Source organism: Lactobacillus sp. ESL0259, assembly GCF_003693045.1.
Taxonomy (GTDB): Bacteria; Bacillota; Bacilli; order Lactobacillales; family Lactobacillaceae; genus Lactobacillus; species Lactobacillus melliventris.
This window is the reverse complement of the sequence record NZ_REHP01000011.1, coordinates 40,645-58,557: the sequence shown is the minus strand read 5'-3', so window position 1 is coordinate 58,557 and position 17,913 is coordinate 40,645. Positions and strand designations below refer to the sequence as shown.

Below are 17,913 nucleotides of genomic sequence, written 5' to 3'. Positions count from 1 at the left end.
AAAAAATGCAATTAGCAGCCCTGAAACATAGAACAGAAAGCGAAGACTGTTTTGTCATTAGTCAGCACCATGTGCGGATTCGGTTCCATAGTGCCAAAAATGATGTTAAAAAAGTAATAGTTCATTATACTGATAATTATCTTGATACCAAGACTGATAAAACCGTGGCCATGACTAAGGCGGGACAAGGGCAGGTAACTGATTATTGGGTAGCAACTTTGAAAGCTCCTTATCGCCGCCTTAAATATACTTTCGAAGTCATTGGCCAGGATGACAGCCATAAAATTGTTGGAGACCGCGGGATCAAAGACTTTACCGCAGCAAATTTAGCAGCTGACAGCAGCTACTTCAAATTACCTTACTTGCATGAAATTGATCAAACCAAAACACCTGACTGGGTTAAAAACACTGTTTGGTATCAGATCTTTCCTGAGCGCTTTGCCAATGGTGATAAAAATAATGACCCTCAAGGCACAAAACCCTGGAATCCGCAAGATCATCCCGGACGGGAAGATTTTTACGGAGGCGACTTACAGGGTATTATTGACCATCTGGACTATTTAAAGGAACTGGGCGTTAATGGGTTATACCTGTGTCCGGTCTTTAAGGCCAGTTCCAATCATAAGTATGATACGATAGACTATCTGCAAATTGACCCTGATTTTGGTGACAAGGATTTGTTTGCCAAGTTTGTGAGTGAAGCTCATAAAAGGGGAATGAAAGTAATGCTGGACGCTGTCTTTAATCATTTAGGCGGCCAGTCAATGCAGTGGCAGGATGTAATCAAAAATGGCACTAAGTCGCGGTTTGCATCTTGGTTTCATATTAATCATTTTCCAGTTAAACCATATCAAGGACCTGAGGCAGGCGGTCCAAATTATGATACCTTTGCTTTTGAAGGACAAATGCCCAAATTAAATACTGCCAATCCTGCAGTCCAAGATTTTCTGCTGGAAATTGCAACTTATTGGGTAAAATATTTTGATATTGATGCCTGGCGGCTGGATGTTGCTAACGAAGTAGACCATCATTTTTGGCGAAAATTCCATGATGCGCTTACTGCAATTAAACCGGACTTCTATATTGTAGGTGAAATTTGGCATAGTGCACGGCCTTGGCTCAACGGTGACGAATTTTCTGCAGTGATGAATTATCCGTATACTTTACAGATTGAGGAGCATTTTCTGCACAAAACAAAAACAGCCCAGGAACTGGTTGCGGCTCTTACTGATCAACTAATGATGTACCGCGACTGCACGAATCAGGCCATGATGAATATGCTTGATTCTCATGATACCGCCCGTTTACTGACGCTTGCAGGTGAAAATAAAGCGCTGGCTTTGCAAACCCTGACTTTTATGTTCGTGCAGACTGGCAGCCCGTGCATTTATTACGGTACTGAAATGGGAATGACGGGAGGAGAAGATCCCGATTGCCGCAAGCCAATGGACTGGCAAAAAGAGGGCACGCCTTTTTGGTATAAAGTGCAAAAGCTGATTGCTTTTAGAAATAACCATGCTGCTACTTTAGGTAACGGCACAATCAGTCTAAGCGTTACGTCTACCGGCTTAATCAAAGTTAAGCGAATTGGTGCAGAAAAGATCACTGCTCTTTTTAATACAAGTCCTGATAAGATTGCTGTTGCCACAAACGGCCGGGTAGTATTAAGTCAGAATTTTGCAGCTGGGCAACTTGCCGAGCACGGATTTGTCATTGAACTTGCAAATTAATTTTAAAAACAACTAGTTGGTGCTGGTTGTTTTTTTAAAACATGATTCTGATACCGTTAACAGCGATTTTGCTATTGTCAAATACCCTGTTTTTGCGAATAATGAAAGCGTAAACAAAAAACCTCATCAAAGAGGGAGCGAAAGTAAATGAAACGAATTTTTGAGGTTGACCCATGGAAAGTTGCCACACACAAGTTTTCCCCGGTAGATAAAAGGCTGCAGGAAAGCATTACTGCGATTGGCAATGACTATATGGGGATGCGCGGTAATTTTGAGGAAGGATATTCTGGCGATCAACTGCAGGGTACATACTTAGCAGGTGTCTGGTTCCCAGATAAAACGCGAGTAGGCTGGTGGAAAAACGGCTATCCGAAATATTTTGGCAAAACCATTAATGCCCCCAGCTTTATTGGAATTGGCATCACAGTTAATAATGAAAAAATTGACTTAGCCAAGATTAAATTTACAGATTTTTATTTTGAATTAGATATGCATCAAGGTTTGCTTAGCCGCAGTTTTATTTATGAGGGTGCAAATACTAAAATCAAGTTTGAATTTCAGCGTTTTTTACACATTAGGTTAAAAGAAGCGGCTTTAATCACTGTTAAAGCTACTGTACTTGCAGGTCAGGCAGAAATTGAGTTTAATTCAACGCTTGATGGCACAGTTACTAATGAAGACAGTAACTATAATGAACATTTTTGGCTTAGCTGCAATGAGAATGCTGCAAAGCGTTCTATTCAAGTTATAACCAAGCCTAATCCTTACGATGTGCCTCAGTTTACGGTTTTATTAAAAGCAGGCCTAAGAAATAATAATCATGTTGTTAAGGGTACTGTTAAAACTGCAACTGCAAAGTTAAGTGAGAAGTTGACAGTTACTTTAAATGCTGGAGAAAGTTACACTTTAGAAAAAGATGTGATCGTAATTACCAGTCGTGATGTAGCACCCGAAAAGCAAAGCGATCGTGCGGATGAGTTGATGCAACAATTGCAATCAAAAAGCTTTGCAGAAAATTTGGCTGATCATACTGCGGTTTGGCAAAAGCGTTGGACTAAAAGTGATGTGGTTATTACCGGCAATGATGAAGCGCAACAGGGTATTCGTTTTAACATTTTACAGTTATTCATGACATATTACGGTGAAGACAAGAGACTTAATATCGGTCCTAAAGGTTTTACTGGTGAAAAATATGGTGGAGCCACATATTGGGACACAGAGGCTTTTATCTTTCCGATGTATCTATGTATTACTAAGCCGAATGTCACACGGGCGCTATTACAATACAGGCATGATCAACTTGACGGTGCCTATTATAACGCCCAGCAGCAGGGCTTAGCCGGAGCACTTTTCCCAATGGTAACCTTTAACGGGATTGAATGTCATAACGAGTGGGAAATTACTTTTGAAGAAATACACCGTAATGAAGATATTCCCTTTGCAATCAAACAGTATACTAGTTATACGGGAGACGAATCATACGTTAAGAACGAAGGCATGGATGTCCTGGTAGGCACTGCCAGATTTTGGGCTGATCGAGTCCATTATTCTAAATGGCGGCATAAATATGTTATCCACGGAGTAACAGGACCTGATGAATACGACAATAATGTTAATAATAATTGGTTTACCAACATTATGGCGCAATGGGTACTGCAATATACTTTAGAGCGACTGCCACTTGCGGATAAGGCTGCTCAAGAGCGTTTAAACGTAACTAAAGAAGAAAAGGCAAAATGGCAGGACATTATTGAAAATATTTATTTACCTGAAGATAAAGAACGCGGCATTTTCTTGCAGCAAGATGATTTTTTGGATAAAGATATTAGACCGGCTACAGAAATTCCGCTTGACCAAAGACCAATAAATCAGCATTGGTCTTGGGATAAAATTTTACGTTCACCTTTCATCAAGCAGGCCGATGTATTGCAAGGTATTTATTACTTGGATGACAGGTTTACCAAGGAACAAAAAGAGCGTAACTTTGCATTTTATGAGCCGTTGACGGTGCATGAAAGCTCCCTTTCCGCCTGTATCCATTCAATTTTGGCAGCGGAATTAGGGCGTAAAAAGCAGTCAGTAGAATTTTATGAACGCACGGCACGCCTAGACCTCGATAACTACAATAATGATACGAATGACGGCCTACACATTACTTCGATGAGCGGTTCTTGGCTGGCAATAGTCCAGGGATTTGCTGGCATGCGTTATGATCACAATCAATTGAGATTTAATCCTTTTGTGCCAGATAATTGGACCGGGTATAGTTTTAAAATTAATTATCGCGGCCGCTTAATTCAGGTAGAAGTGACGCAGCAGGAGACATGTATTACGTTAATTAGCGGACAAGAATTGACAATTTTAGTTAAAGAGCAAAAGGTTACTTTAAAAGAGGGTGAACAAAATTGCTTAAAGGCCTGATTTTTGATTTAGATGGTGTGCTGACAGATTCAGCCAAATTTCACCTGGCAGCGTGGAATAATTTAGCTCAAGAACTGGGAATTAAATTAACCAGCGCGCAGTTAGATTCTCTGCGGGGAATATCACGGATGGATTCTCTTAATTTAATTCTGAAGTATGGCAAGCAGGAAAATAAGTACACTGAGACCCAAAAAGAAGAATTTGCGGCAGAAAAAAATGAAAAGTTTTTAGAGCAGGTTGAAACCATGACGCCAGCTGATATTTTGCCCGGAATTACAGAATTATTAGCAGACGCCAAAAAAGCAGGTCTGAAAATGTGTATTGCTTCTGCTTCTAAAAATGCCCCCAAAATCTTGAGTAAGCTGGGTATTGCCGCTCAATTTGATCAAATTGTTAATCCTGCTTTGCTGAAACGCGGCAAGCCGGATCCGGAAATTTATCAAAAAGCACAGCAATTATTGCAGCTGCATAATGATGAAGTGATTAGCTTTGAAGATGCGGCTGCCGGTGTTGCGGCAATTAAGGCTGCGCACCAGTTTGCAGTGGGAATTGGAGATAAACAAATACTTAAAGGAGCTGATTATATCGTTAAATCTACAGAAGAATTAAAGCTGGATAAAATTGTGGCTGTATTTAAGAAAAATAATAAGAAGGTAGGTTAAAGATATGGTTGAAGTTGACTTAAACCATATGTGTAAAAAGTATGAAGGCAATGATCACTATTCAGTGAAAGACTTTGATTTACACATTAAAGATAAAGAGTTCATTGTTTTTGTCGGCCCCTCAGGCTGTGGTAAATCAACTACTTTAAGAATGATTGCGGGATTAGAGGATATTAGCAAAGGTACTCTTGAAATTGATCATAAGGTAATGAATGATGTGGCACCTAAAGACCGCCATATTGCCATGGTTTTCCAGAACTACGCGCTTTATCCGCACATGTCAATCTACGATAACATGGCGTTCGGCTTGAAACTGCGCCATTATCATAAAGATGAGATTGATAAAAGGGTACAAAATGCTGCCAAGATTCTTAATTTGCGTGAATATTTGGATAAAAAGCCGGCAGAGCTTTCTGGTGGTCAAAGGCAAAGAGTTGCTCTGGGACGGGCAATAGTGCGGGATGCTCCCATCTTCTTGATGGATGAGCCCCTGTCAAACTTGGATGCGAAACTGCGTGTTTCCATGCGGGCAGAGATTGCCAAGCTGCACCAGAACTTAGGTACAACTACGATTTACGTTACTCATGATCAGACTGAAGCTATGACCTTGGCTGACCGGGTAGTCGTAATGTCAGTTGGTAAAATTGAACAGATTGGGACACCGCAGGAAGTATATAACCATCCAGTTAATCAATTTGTCGCCGGCTTTATCGGTTCACCGCAAATGAATTTCTTTAATGTCCACTATCACGACGGTCAAGTCACTGATGGCAAGGGCCTTAATCTGGGAATACCTGAAGGCAAGTCAAAACTGCTTAATGAGCAGGGTTATAATGACCGCGACTTGATACTGGGTATTCGGCCAGAAGATATCCACGCAGAAGAGGCCTTTTTAGAAACTTGGCCTGACGCGGTGGTCGAATCTGAAGTCGTTGTTTCTGAACTCTTGGGAGCTACTATTCAGCTTTACCAAAGAGTGGATGAAACTGAGTTTGTAGCTAACATCAATGCCCGAGATGTTTATCAACCAGGGCAAAAGGTCAAGATGGGCTTTGATTTAAACAAAGCACACTTTTTCGACAAGGATACAACCTTGGCGGTAGTTAATTAGGGAATAAAATCAGTGACTTTAGTTGTCATTGATATAAAAACATGTTGTTTTATATTAGGAGGTAAATAACATGAATATTTGGAAGAAAGTAGCTTTAGGAAGTACAGCAGTTTTAGCTGCAATGTCACTTGCAGCATGTTCTAATGGTAAGTCAGACTCTTCATCAAGCAGCAGCAGTAATCAAAATACCAAGCTGAATTTATGGGTTGATACTAACCAGGTATCATACTACAAGAAAATTGCCAGTGATTTTACTAAATCACATAAGAATATTTCAGTGCGCGTTACGCAAAGTCCAACCGGATCAGCTAATGCTAAAACTGATGTGGGTAAGGACCCTTCAAAAGCAGCCGATGTTTTTGAAGCACCAAATGATCAATTAGGCCAACTGGCAGATTCTGGTTATATTAACCCGCTGTCACCAAAAGATAGTAACAATATCAAGTCTAATTACATTGACGTTGCAGCTAAAGGTGTAACTTGGAAAGGCAAGATCTATGCTTATCCATATGCACAACAAGCGCAAACAATTTATTACAACAAGTCTAAATTATCAGCAAGCGATGTAAAAGACTGGAAGACTTTAACTTCAAAGGGAGTTGTGGCAACAGACTTTACTAACGCTTATGTTATGTGGCCGGTATTCTTCTCTGCTGGTACAAAGCTTTATGGTGACAGTGGTGAAGATTTGAAGGGCTCAACCTTTAATTCTGCTAAAGGTGTTAACGCATTGAAGTGGTTTGCAGAGCAAAAGAATAATAAGGGCGTAATGCAGACCTCTAATGCTTTGAACCAATTGAAGAAGGGCAACGCTCAAGCCATCTTGGATGGTCCTTGGAACGCAGCTAATATTAAGAAAATTTTAGGTAAGAACTTTGCTGTTGCTAAGTACCCAATGATTAATGTTGGTGGCAAGAACGTGCAAATGCAGGCCTTTTTGGGAATCGAAGGGTTCGCTGTTAATGCTCATACTAAGAACCCTAAGGCTGCATCACAATTAGCAGCATTTATTACAGATAAAAAGTCACAATTAATTGCGCACAAAGAAGCTGGTCAAATCCCTGTTCTTAAGGAAGCAGTTAATGACCCAGTAATTAAGAATGATCCAGTTGCTGATGCGGTTATTGAAATGTCTAAACCTGGCAATTCAGTCTTAATGCCGAAATTACCACAAATGTCTGTCTTCTGGAACGATGTTCCTCCTCTAATCAATGGTGCATATGATGGTAAAGTTAAACCTGATCAATATAAAGCACAACTTGATAAATTAGCTAAGCACTCATCAAAGAAATAGTTAATTAAAATACTTAAAGGTTGGACAAGTAGTGCCCAACCTTTTTGTTCAAGAAGAGGAAGAATTATGTTTAGAAAGAAAAAACATGCGGCACCTGAGGCAACCTTTAAGGAAGTATGGTCTAAAGGCAATATTGCTACTAAATTATCATTCTTTTTTATGGGTTCCAATGCTTTGGCAAATAAGCAATGGGTAAAAGGCCTAGCATTATTGCTGGCAGAAGTGGCCTTTATTGCTTGGTTTGTTTTTAGTGGCATATCCGCAATTAGTATGTTGTCAAGTTTGGGACCAATTAAAAGTAAAAAGGTTGTTTATGATAGCGCACAAGGCGTTTATATTACCAAGCAACCTTCAAATTCAGTTTTGATTCTTTTGTTTGGCTTACTGGCAATTATTGTTTGTATTGCAATGGTTTACTTATACATTGTCAATCTGCGCTCTACCAGAAAAAATTATGTGCTCCAGCGGGATGGCAAACACATTTTAACCAATAAAGAAGAACTGGCAAACTTGTTTGATTCTCGTTTGCATGATACTCTGATGACTTTTCCAATCATCGGTATTCTCTGTTTTACCATTTTGCCAACAATCTTTATGATTTCAATGGCATTTACCAACTATAACCGGCAACACCCAATTGCCTTTTCTTGGACAGGATTTCAAGCTTTCGGCAATGTCCTTAGTGGTGACCTTTCAGGCACGTTCTTCCCAGTTTTGGGCTGGACTCTTGTCTGGGCAGTAGCTGCTACGGCAACTACATTCTTTTTTGGAGTTTTGCTTGCCTTGCTGATTGAATCTAAAGGAATAAAACATAAAGGCTTCTGGCGGACAATCTTTGTGATTGTCTGGGCTGTACCTCAGTTTGTTTCTTTGTTAATGATGGCTCAGTTCTTAGATTATCAGGGCGCACTCAACAATATCTTAATGAATATTGGCTGGATTTCTCATCCGTTACATTTTATTGACAGTCAAGCGTCACCTTTGGTAGCACGAATAACGGTTATTATTGTTAATATGTGGATCGGTATCCCGGTTTCAATGCTGGTTTCGACTGCGATTATTCAAAATTTGCCAACGGATCAAATTGAAGCCGCAAAAATTGATGGTGCTAATGCATTACAAGTATTCAAATCAATTACTTTTCCACAAATATTATTTGTGATGGCACCATCTCTTATTCAACAGTTTATTGGTAATATTAATAACTTTAACGTGATCTTCCTGTTAACTGGCGGAGCACCAATGAATAACAAGTATAATGGTGCGGGTTCTACCGACCTGCTGGTAACGTGGCTGTACAACTTAACCTTTGGTCAGGAGCAGCGCTACAATGCGTCAGCGGTCTTGGGTATCCTCATCTTTATTATTAGTGCGGTATTTTCATTAATTGCATACCGCCATACCAATGCTTTTAAGGAGGGCTAAAAATGAAATCATATCAAAATCAAAAACGCCTTTCACTTATTTTTCGTTATCTATTATTGATTATCCTGGCCGTAGTTTGGATTTTACCAATTATCTGGATAATATTAGCCAGTTTTTCCTATAATGATACGGGATTTGTTTCAACTTTTTGGCCTGACAAATTTACTTTTGACAACTACATTGGTATTTTTACTAATTCGCAGTACCCACTAGTCAGCTGGATTATTAACACATTGATTGTTTCTATACTATCAATGATCATTTCTACTTTTTTAACGATTTCGGTTGCTTATGTTTTGTCACGGCTACGCTTTTCGTTTAGAAAGCCGTTCATGCAGATTGCACTGGTCTTGGGCATGTTTCCTGGATTCATGTCAATGATCGCTCTTTATTACATTTTAAAGGGCTTAAACATGTTAAACCTGGGCGGCCTGCTACTGGTATATGTCGGTGGCGCCGGACTGGGATTCTACGTTGCCAAAGGCTTCTTTGACACGGTACCATTTTCAATTGATGAAGCAGCTGAAATTGACGGGGCCACTAAATGGCAAATCTTCATGCACGTTGATTTGCCATTAGCTAAGCCTATGATAGTTTACACTGCTTTAACAGCCTTTATTGGTCCGTGGACTGACTTTATTTTCTCGGGAATTATTTTGTCAACCTCTGGCAATCCTAAAACATACACAATTGCGTACGGACTTTATAACATGGTGCACAACACTAAAGGCAATGCTACCGCGTACTTTGCGGAGTTTGTTGCTGGTTGTGTGATTATCGCTATTCCAATCACGATCTTATTCGTCTTCATGCAGAAGTTTTACGTTAACGGTATTACTGCTGGTGCAGAAAAGGGATAGGACTTAGTAAGAAAAATGCGGCTCACATGGGTCGCATTTTTTGTTTGGGTAATATTTTTTGAAATCATTAAGTGGTCGTTAACATTCAATTTGTAATAAAAGATTATGAAAGTTTGTTAATCCAATTATGCCATTCTTGAATATAAAAATTAGAGTCACGCGGATCCATTTTTGAAATATAGACAGTTGAATAATTTATTTCTTTAGAATAATGAACTGCATTATTGGCACTGCCGAAAGCACTGAGTTCTGAAATTGCGGCAGTTTTAACGTTTCTTTGAGCAATGTTACTTAAATACTGCATTAGATATTGATTGTGAATCATTCCCCCATCAGTATGAATTTCATGGTTAACTTGAGGAAATAGTTTTTTCGATTCTGGCTATTTGTTATTTTTTAATTTCTAAAGTGATTAATATGACAGAATTGTCAATATTAATGGTAGTTGTAGGATTAGCATGGTCTCTGTTTTTACCCTATAGTTTCGGGCAAGCAATGGCTAAAGCACCAACAGGATCAGAAAATATGAGCGTATCAGTAGCCATGGTAGGATGCAACTTAGGCTGCTTTATAGCACCATATGTGATGGCAGCTTTGGGGAAACTGATTGGAAATACAAGTGCAACTAAATCCTTTATAATTTGTTCAATTTCATTTGTACTCATGGCGGTAATAATACTATTTTATGAATTGAAGTCATCAGCAAGCCATGATAGTATTTGAAAATTAGTTTATAAAAATTAATTATCCTAGCTAACAAAAATACATTGAGTTTATTGCCCAATGTATTTTTTTATAAATATTTTATTGACAAAAATCATAATTTGAGTAATACTGAAACCGTATTCAATATACGGTATTTTGAATATTCTATAAAAAGGGGATTTTAAATTGCAAACTGCACAGTATAAAATGAGAGGATTAGCGCTAACATTTTTAGCAAAAAAGTATTTACTTTTGGAACCTGACAATCGTGTACCAACAGTAGAGGAATTTTGTAAAGAATCAAATATATCTCAGGGTACAATGCAGGCAGCAATTAGTATCTTAAAGGAGGATGGTGCAATTAGTACGAGATCAAGAGGTCATTTAGGTACATTTGTTGAAAACGTTAATCACCAAAAGCTACTTTCTTATTTAGGAAATCGTACGCTAGTTGGTTCATTGCCGTTGCCGTATACTAAAAAATATGAAGGACTCGCAACTGGAATTTACAAGGCATTTTTCAACAATGAGATTCAGGTTAGTCTTTCGTATATGAATGGTAGTGAAAAGAGACTTTCGGGATTACAGGAAGATCGTAGCAATTTCATTATAACTTCAGGATTAACTGCTGATTATTTAATTAAAAAAAATGACAACTTAGCGGAATTTTTAGTACTGCCTGAACAAACTTATGTTACAAAGCACGTTTTAGTTTTCAGAAAAGGTGAAGATGCACAAATAAAAAGTGGTGCCAAAATTGGGGTAGATACACAGTCCATTGATTATACTTTACTGACTAAATATGTGACTAAGGGCCAAGATGTACAGTTAATTCAAATGCCATATAACCAAGTGAGCAAGAGTATAGAAGAAGGACTAATCGACTTTGCTATTTGGAACGAAGATGAAGTTGTCGAACATAACTATCCACTGGCTTATAGTGAAATAGATAATAACTTGACTGTTCGCTCTTCTCAAGCTGTATTTGTTGGTAAAAAAACGGATATTTTTACAAAAAGTATTTTAGAGAAAACGATAGATGTAGATAAATTGCTAAGCACACAGAAAAAAGTGATTTCTGGGGAACTTCTTCCGGAATATTAAGGATGTGGTCATTTTTAATGCAAAAACAGACAAAAAATAAGCTGAATATGCTATTGCAGGCAGGTAAAATCAATGATTTAGACGTTGAATTTCTTAATGAAATTGATAATGATTTGAGTAAATATGATGATGGAAATAAAGAAGAGATGTTGTTAATTCATGTGGCAATGACCATCTCAAGACAAAGAAATAACGAGATGATTGATGTCATGCCGGCAGATCTTTGGCAACAAATAGAAAATAAACCTGTATTTCAACGAGCAAAGCAATATTGGCTAGAAAAGAAAGCAAAATCACCCATTATCCTTAGTAAAGATGAAGATCAGTATATTATTATGCATATAGTAAATGTTCTGTCGAAGGGGGGACATTAATATGACTAAAATTGTAATCGGTGGTCAAATGGGCAAGGATGATATCAAGAAAGATTTACAAAAGTTGACGAGCGGTATGAATGTAGAAATTACCGTGAAAAGTGACTTGGATGCTGCAATGGCAATTCAAAATCATCAAGCTGATTTTTACATTGGTGCTTGTGCGACAGGGGCTGGCGGAGCACTGGCAATGGCCACAGCCTTACTTGGTTCCGAAAAAACTCTAACAGTTGCTACACCAACTAGGGTTCTAAAACCTGATGAAATTAAACAAGGAATAGAAAACGGCAAAATTGCTTTCGGTTTTACATTTAATGCTAAGGATACTGTGCTACCGGAAATTGTTAGAGCATTACCTTTATAATGGTTTTTAATATCAATATTCAATTTATAGAATATTGAATATAAGGAGGAGAAAAAATGTCAATGACTACAATTATAAATTATGTTCTAATAGCCCTCGTTGGGGGCGTTGGTTCAGTTGTGGCGAATAAAGGAATTGCTGTTTTCAATGATGGATTAAGACCAATTTATCCTGAATATTTTGACAATAAAATTAATAGGCGTGAATTAGCGCTAACATCTTTTGGAGTTAGTTTTGGGTTAATTATTGGATTTGGTATTCCAATTTCAATTGGTTCAACAATTTTGCTTGCACATAGTATTTTGCTTGCTTGTGATATTTTTGGAACTTGGACACCTAATAATAAATGGGGCGCTGCCATTGCTTTTGCTATCGGTGCAGTTTATGGCGCAGGATTGTTACTGGGATTATCTTGGATAGTTAGATTATTCAAAATGTTGCCATTTAACTTTTTCGGAGCACTTTCTCTTTTAGGTAGTCCAATATTGCTTGCATTTTGTGCATTTCCAGCGATTGCCGTTTCAGAACAACATAACGTAAAAAAGGGTGGTGTTACTTTTCTTTGGACTTTTGTAACCTATGTTTTAAGCAGTAAGTTTGGTACCTTTAATCTGGGTAATGGTATTACTATCACCTTGAATGCAACTGGTATGGCATTGTTAGTAGCCATGATTTGTATGGTTTACTATGCAGCCAAAGTAAAAGGAACTAATAATTCAAACGAAAATTTGGTTAATATCTTTTCAGAACGTATCGGAAGAATTAAGAAAAATTGGATTTGGCTTTCATTAATGGGAGGACTGATTACAGCTGCCTCCAGTGAGTTGATCCTAACAATAGATGTTCTGTCACTACAATTATTAAACAAAGGACAAGTTCATGAAGCAGTATTGACTTCTTTTGCCAGAGCTATCGGATTTACTCCATTAGTATTTTCAACTGCTATTGTTACTGGTGTTTATGGCATGGCTGGAACAACCTTAATTTTTGCAATCGGCTTGTTATTAAAAGGACAACCACTCGTAGCCTTTATTGCTGGTGCTGTCTGGATGTGGATTGAAGTCCAAGCCTTAGGTGCTACTGCTAAGGGAATGGATAAATTTCCAGGCTTACGCGATATGGGTGACCATATTCGTAACTCTCTGATGGAAACTATTTCAATTTCTTTATTAATTGGGGCGGCCATTGCATGTAATAAGATGGCACCAACTTTTGGATTCTTCTGGGTTATAGGTACCTGGCTCCTAAATAAAAAAATGAAGAAGCCTTTAGTTGATATGGCTGTAGGACCAATTGCCACCATAGCTTTAGGACTTTTATTAAATATTTTAAGAATAGTGCATTTATTCTAAGGAGATTATATGACAGTTTTAAAACCAGGTATTACTTATGCCCATGAACATATTCCTATAGATCGTTCTGAAGTGATTGAAGATGAGGATGCATTACTTGATTCTCAGCAGCTTGTAATACATGAACTAAAAGAGCTTTATAGCAAAGGGGTAAGAAACATTGTCGAAGCAACTTGTAGAGGTATTGGAAGGAATGTAGCTTATGCACAAAAAGTAGCTGCAGAAACAGGAATTAATATTGTCCAAGCTACAGGCTGGTATCAATCTGCCTTTTTACCAATAGAAGTATATCAGCTATCAGTCACACAATTAGCCGAAATGATGATCAAAGATATTACAGTAGGAATTAAAAATACAGATATTACAGCTGGAGTTATAGGAGAAATTGCTACAAGTAAAAATAGATGGACTGAACAGGAGGAAAAAGTATTTAATGCAGCAGTTATTGCTAGTAAAGAAACTCATACTCCAATTATGACACATACTTCAACAGGCACTTTAGGACATGAGCAAGTTAAATTTTTTCAAAAAAAGCATGCCAATTTAAGGAAAATCATTATTGGCCATGTTGATCTAACAGGTAATCCTAATTATGTTTTAGAAATGTTAAAAACGGGAATCAACGTAGAAATAGATACTATAGGCAAAAATAATTATATGTCTGATGCTAAAAGGGTCGAAATAATTAAAGCAGCCCAAGATGCAGGCTTTACAGATCAAATTGTTATGTCGATGGACATAACCAGAAAATCTCATTTAAAGGCAAATGGTGGCATTGGTTATGCTTATTTATTGGATAGTTTCATTCCTGAGCTAAAAGCTGGCGGTGTAACTGAGGAGTTTATTAATAAAATGCTGGTAGAAAACCCTCAAAGAATTTTTGGTGGTGATTGGAATGACTGATTTTACAATATATCCGCTAGAAAGTATTACACCGGATGAAGCTTTAAAAAAGCAGTGGCAATTAGTAGATGCAATTACTAATGTTTTTGCGGGTAATGAGATTATTACCAGAGGAGACTTGGGAGTTATTCCAGGATTAAATGAACCCAAGTTTACAAAAAAGGCAGAGGAAGTAATCGCTAAGTTTTTTAATACTGAAGCCGCCATGCTGGTAAGAGGTTCAGGTACTGGCGCTATTAGAAACGCACTACATTCTGCTTTAAATGCGGGACAAACTTTGTTAGTTCATGAAGCTCCAATTTATCCCACTACCCAAGTTTCTCTAACTATGATGGGTGTAAAAACAAAAGAAGTTGATTTCAATGAAATTGATACTGTTAAATTACCGGAAAATATTGCGGGCATATTAGTTCAATATACTAGACAAAAGCCTGATGATTCTTATGATATGGGTCACGTTTTAAAAGTCTTAAGGACACGCTATAACCGCAATATTCCTATCATTACAGATGATAATTACGCTGTTATGAAAGTGCATAAAATTGGAACTGAACTAGGTGCAGATTTAAGTTGTTTTTCCACATTTAAGCTATTGGGTCCTGAAGGGATAGGATGTATAGTCGGTAAAAAAATATATTTGGATAAACTACGAGAAGAAAATTATTCGGGTGGTTCGCAAGTTCAGGGGCATGAAGCTTTGGATGTTTTAAGGGGCATGGTATATGCACCTGTTGCATTAGCTAATCAGGCTCGAGTTATTAATGAGTTAAAAGAGAGACTTAATAACAACGAGGTTCCAGGGATCAAAAAAGCTTACGTTGCAAATGCACAATCAAAAGTTTTACTGGTGGAATTTGCTCATCCGATAGCAAAAGAAATTTTAAAAAATGTAGCTAAATTTGGTGGGGCACCTAATCCAGTTGGTGCAGAATCTAAATATGAAATTGTTCCTATGATATACAGAGTTTCAGGAACATTTAAAGCATATGATCCTGAATTATTGGACAATACTATTCGAATAAATCCATATAGAGCAGGTGCAGATACTATTATTAACATTTTACAAAAATGTATAAGGGAGGTGAAATAATGTTTTTACCTTCACTAAAAAAATATAATCCTTGTCTAATTGATTATGCAGTTCAACTTCATCAAAGTGGTCGGATTTTACCAGACACTTATGTCGTTGATTTGGAAGCAATTAAGAATAATACCAAAAAAATGGTTAAGGTAGCTCAAGAAAATAAGGTTGAATTGCTTTATATGACAAAGCAATTTGGTCGTAATCCAGTTATAGCTAAAACGATTGAAGAAGCCGGAATACCACTTGCAGTAGTTGTTGATTTTAGGGAAGCAGAAACCTTTATGCATTATGGACTGCGCCTTGGTAATGTGGGGAATTTGGTGCAAATGCCGAGAAGCTTGGTCAAAAAAGTCTTAGCTTATGGAACCAAATACGTAACGGTTTATTCGATGAACAATTTAGTATATATCAATCAGATAGCTAAAGAATTAAAAATAACTCAAAAAATCATCGTTAAAGTTATAGGAAATAGTGATGAACTCTATCCGGGACAAGTGGGAGGGTTAACTATCAGCGAGTTTGAGTCTAATTTCACTAAAATCGTAAACTTTTCAAATGTTGAGTTGGTTGGTATAACCTGTTTTCCCGCCCTTTTATTTAATGACACTACTAATAAAATTGAACCTACTACTAATATTAAAACTATAGAAAAAGTCAGAAAAATATTTCGGGAAAATAATTATCCTTTACAGGTTGTGAGTTTACCTTCTGCTACATGTTGCAATTCAATTCCATTAATTAAAAAATTGGGAGGAAACGAAGGGGAGCCCGGTCATGGCTTATCAGGTACTACGCCACTTCATGCAAATTCAAGGCAACCGGAAATTCCGGCATACTGCTATGTTAGTGAGATTTCGCATAGTTTTAAGGGCCACAGCTATTTTTATGGCGGAGGATATTATAGAAGAGGACATGCACATAATGCATTAGTATTTGCTGATAATCAGAAATATGAAAGTAAAATTTTGCCTTTTGATAGTGAAAGCATTGACTATTACCTCGAGCTTGAAGATTCTTATACAGAGGGTGCAACAGTTATTACTGATTTTAGGACGCAAATTTTTGTTACAAGAAGTGTTGTAGCGATTGTAGATGGTTTGCAATCAGGCAAGCCAAAATTATTAGGTTTATATGATAGTCAGGGCAAGCATATGCCTGAGGAGATAATGTAATGAGTAAATTTGGTGTAATAGTTTTAGACGGCTTTGGTGTTGGTGCAATGGACGATGTACCTCAAGTCCGGCCTAATGATGTTGGTTCAAATACAGCTTTAAATATCATTAAAGCTGAGCCGAATATTGACATTCCCAATCTTGAAAGATTAGGTTTAATTAATGCAATTGGTGTTGAACGAGGCAGACATATTTTTTCGCCAGACGCGAACTGGGGTACAGCTCTTCTTAAACATCACGGAGCTGATTCTTATTTAGGACACCAAGAAATAATGGGAACTAATCCACCAATGCCTTTACTTCAACCCTTTAATGAAGTAATTGATCAGGTTGAAAAGCAGGTAAAAGAAGACGGCTTTGCTGTAAAAAGATACGGAGATCCAGGATTAGAAATTTTAGTTGTTAATAACTGTGCAACTGTTGCTGATAATTTAGAAGCAGATCCAGGACAAGTATATAATGTTACGGCTACTTTAGATAAAATGTCATTTGCAGAAATTACAAAATTAGGAGAATCTGTTAGAAAAGTAGTCAAAGTATCCAGAGTAATTGCTTTTGGTGGTAGTGATGTGACCATTGATAATATTCTTGATGCTCGGCACATTAAAAAAGAAAAGTATGTTGGTATTTCTGCACCGGAATCAGGTGTATATAAGAAAAATTACCATGTTGTTCATTTAGGTTACGGTATTAATCCCAAGGTCCAGCTAGCTAGTATTTTGATTCGCAATGGAATTGATGTAGCCTTAATTGGTAAAGCTTCTGATATAGTAAGAGGTGACACTAATAGAAGATTTCCTGGTGTAGATAGTAACTATTTATTTGATAGATTTATGGATCAGGCAAAAGAAATAAGTAATGGATTAATTTTCATGAATATTCAGGAAACTGACTTAGCTGGTCACTCTGAAGATACAGATCATTATGCAAATATTTTGGAAATTGTAAATAGAAGATTGCCAGAAGTGGAGCAGTATTTTACCGGAGATGATATTTTAATTGTCATGGCAGATCATGGTGATGATCCTACTATCGGTCATGCACAACATACTAGGGAAAAGGTTCCTTTATTAATATATAAAGAGAATGTTCATTATAAATATGTTGGTGAAAGAGAATCTCTTTCTGATGTTGGTGCAACTGGGGCTGAATTCTTTGGAGTAGAAATGCCACAGAATGGAACTAGCTTTCTTAACAGAATAACAGGCGGTGTGGATATTTCTTGATAATGCTATAATATATTTAAGGCTTTTACTGATTTATATAGACCAAAAATGATAGACGAAAAATGCGACTCACATGAGTCGCATTTTTTGTTTTGGCAAAAAAATAATTTGGGCTTAAAATGAAAT

At 37.4% G+C, this 17,913-nt stretch carries 17 protein-coding genes; 16 read left to right on the top strand and 1 reads right to left on the bottom strand.

Going from position 1 to position 17,913, the window contains the following annotated elements:
* Nucleotides 1-5: 5 nt before the first annotated feature.
* From F5ESL0259_RS08210 to F5ESL0259_RS08180, 7 genes are all read left to right on the top strand, one after another.
* On the top strand, nucleotides 6-1,730 hold the full coding sequence (locus F5ESL0259_RS08210) for a glycoside hydrolase family 13 protein (RefSeq protein ID WP_122038135.1): 1,725 nt from the start codon (nucleotides 6-8) through the stop codon (nucleotides 1,728-1,730).
* Nucleotides 1,731-1,877: 147 nt separating this feature from the next.
* Nucleotides 1,878-4,151: a glycoside hydrolase family 65 protein gene (locus F5ESL0259_RS08205; protein WP_122038134.1), complete on the top strand. Its 2,274-nt coding sequence runs from the start codon at nucleotides 1,878-1,880 to the stop codon at nucleotides 4,149-4,151.
* Nucleotides 4,136-4,813 (top strand): beta-phosphoglucomutase, encoded by a 678-nt coding sequence (gene pgmB / locus F5ESL0259_RS08200; protein ID WP_122038133.1) that lies wholly within the window; start codon nucleotides 4,136-4,138, stop codon nucleotides 4,811-4,813. Before F5ESL0259_RS08205 ends, pgmB begins: the two co-directional genes overlap by 16 nt.
* Before the next feature lie 4 nt (nucleotides 4,814-4,817).
* Nucleotides 4,818-5,924 (top strand): ABC transporter ATP-binding protein, encoded by a 1,107-nt coding sequence (locus tag F5ESL0259_RS08195; RefSeq protein ID WP_122038132.1) that lies wholly within the window; start codon nucleotides 4,818-4,820, stop codon nucleotides 5,922-5,924.
* A gap of 70 nt (nucleotides 5,925-5,994) precedes the next feature.
* Entirely contained in the window at nucleotides 5,995-7,218 is a 1,224-nt protein-coding gene (locus tag F5ESL0259_RS08190) for an extracellular solute-binding protein (protein WP_122038131.1), read from the top strand.
* Nucleotides 7,219-7,284: 66 nt separating this feature from the next.
* Nucleotides 7,285-8,643, top strand: a complete 1,359-nt coding sequence (locus F5ESL0259_RS08185; RefSeq protein WP_122038130.1) for a carbohydrate ABC transporter permease — start codon at nucleotides 7,285-7,287, stop codon at nucleotides 8,641-8,643.
* 2 nt (nucleotides 8,644-8,645) lie between these two features.
* Nucleotides 8,646-9,503 (top strand): sugar ABC transporter permease, encoded by an 858-nt coding sequence (locus tag F5ESL0259_RS08180; RefSeq protein ID WP_045928744.1) that lies wholly within the window; start codon nucleotides 8,646-8,648, stop codon nucleotides 9,501-9,503.
* Between the two features lie 103 nt (nucleotides 9,504-9,606).
* On the opposite strand, the gene F5ESL0259_RS08175 is transcribed toward F5ESL0259_RS08180, so the two are convergent.
* On the bottom strand, nucleotides 9,607-9,828 hold the full coding sequence (locus F5ESL0259_RS08175) for a glycerol kinase (RefSeq protein ID WP_122038129.1): 222 nt from the start codon (nucleotides 9,826-9,828) through the stop codon (nucleotides 9,607-9,609).
* A gap of 92 nt (nucleotides 9,829-9,920) precedes the next feature.
* Between F5ESL0259_RS08175 and F5ESL0259_RS08170 the strand changes: the two genes are divergently transcribed.
* From F5ESL0259_RS08170 to F5ESL0259_RS08130, 9 genes are all read left to right on the top strand, one after another.
* Nucleotides 9,921-10,226: a hypothetical protein gene (locus tag F5ESL0259_RS08170; RefSeq protein WP_046325640.1), complete on the top strand. Its 306-nt coding sequence runs from the start codon at nucleotides 9,921-9,923 to the stop codon at nucleotides 10,224-10,226.
* A 168-nt stretch (nucleotides 10,227-10,394) separates the two neighbouring features.
* Entirely contained in the window at nucleotides 10,395-11,312 is a 918-nt protein-coding gene (gene yhfZ, locus F5ESL0259_RS08165; RefSeq protein ID WP_122038128.1) for a GntR family transcriptional regulator YhfZ, read from the top strand.
* Between the two features lie 17 nt (nucleotides 11,313-11,329).
* Complete coding sequence (locus F5ESL0259_RS08160) at nucleotides 11,330-11,686, top strand: PRD domain-containing protein (RefSeq protein WP_158596028.1); 357 nt, start codon at nucleotides 11,330-11,332, stop codon at nucleotides 11,684-11,686.
* A 1-nt stretch (nucleotide 11,687) separates the two neighbouring features.
* Nucleotides 11,688-12,050: a DUF2620 family protein gene (locus tag F5ESL0259_RS08155; RefSeq protein ID WP_122038127.1), complete on the top strand. Its 363-nt coding sequence runs from the start codon at nucleotides 11,688-11,690 to the stop codon at nucleotides 12,048-12,050.
* A gap of 56 nt (nucleotides 12,051-12,106) precedes the next feature.
* A complete protein-coding gene (locus F5ESL0259_RS08150) occupies nucleotides 12,107-13,402 on the top strand; it encodes a YhfT family protein (protein WP_122038126.1) in 1,296 nt (431 codons plus the stop codon).
* Nucleotides 13,403-13,411: 9 nt separating this feature from the next.
* Nucleotides 13,412-14,305 carry a phosphotriesterase gene (locus tag F5ESL0259_RS08145; RefSeq protein WP_122038125.1) on the top strand — a complete coding sequence of 298 codons (894 nt, stop codon included), beginning with the start codon at nucleotides 13,412-13,414 and terminating at the stop codon, nucleotides 14,303-14,305.
* Nucleotides 14,298-15,395, top strand: coding sequence for an aminotransferase class V-fold PLP-dependent enzyme (locus F5ESL0259_RS08140; protein ID WP_122038124.1), 1,098 nt, complete (start codon nucleotides 14,298-14,300; stop codon nucleotides 15,393-15,395). The genes F5ESL0259_RS08145 and F5ESL0259_RS08140 overlap by 8 nt, the downstream gene beginning before the upstream one ends.
* Complete coding sequence (locus F5ESL0259_RS08135) at nucleotides 15,395-16,561, top strand: alanine racemase (protein WP_122038123.1); 1,167 nt, start codon at nucleotides 15,395-15,397, stop codon at nucleotides 16,559-16,561. The genes F5ESL0259_RS08140 and F5ESL0259_RS08135 overlap by 1 nt, the downstream gene beginning before the upstream one ends.
* Entirely contained in the window at nucleotides 16,561-17,787 is a 1,227-nt protein-coding gene (locus F5ESL0259_RS08130) for a phosphopentomutase (RefSeq protein WP_122038122.1), read from the top strand. Before F5ESL0259_RS08135 ends, F5ESL0259_RS08130 begins: the two co-directional genes overlap by 1 nt.
* Nucleotides 17,788-17,913 lie beyond the last annotated feature (126 nt).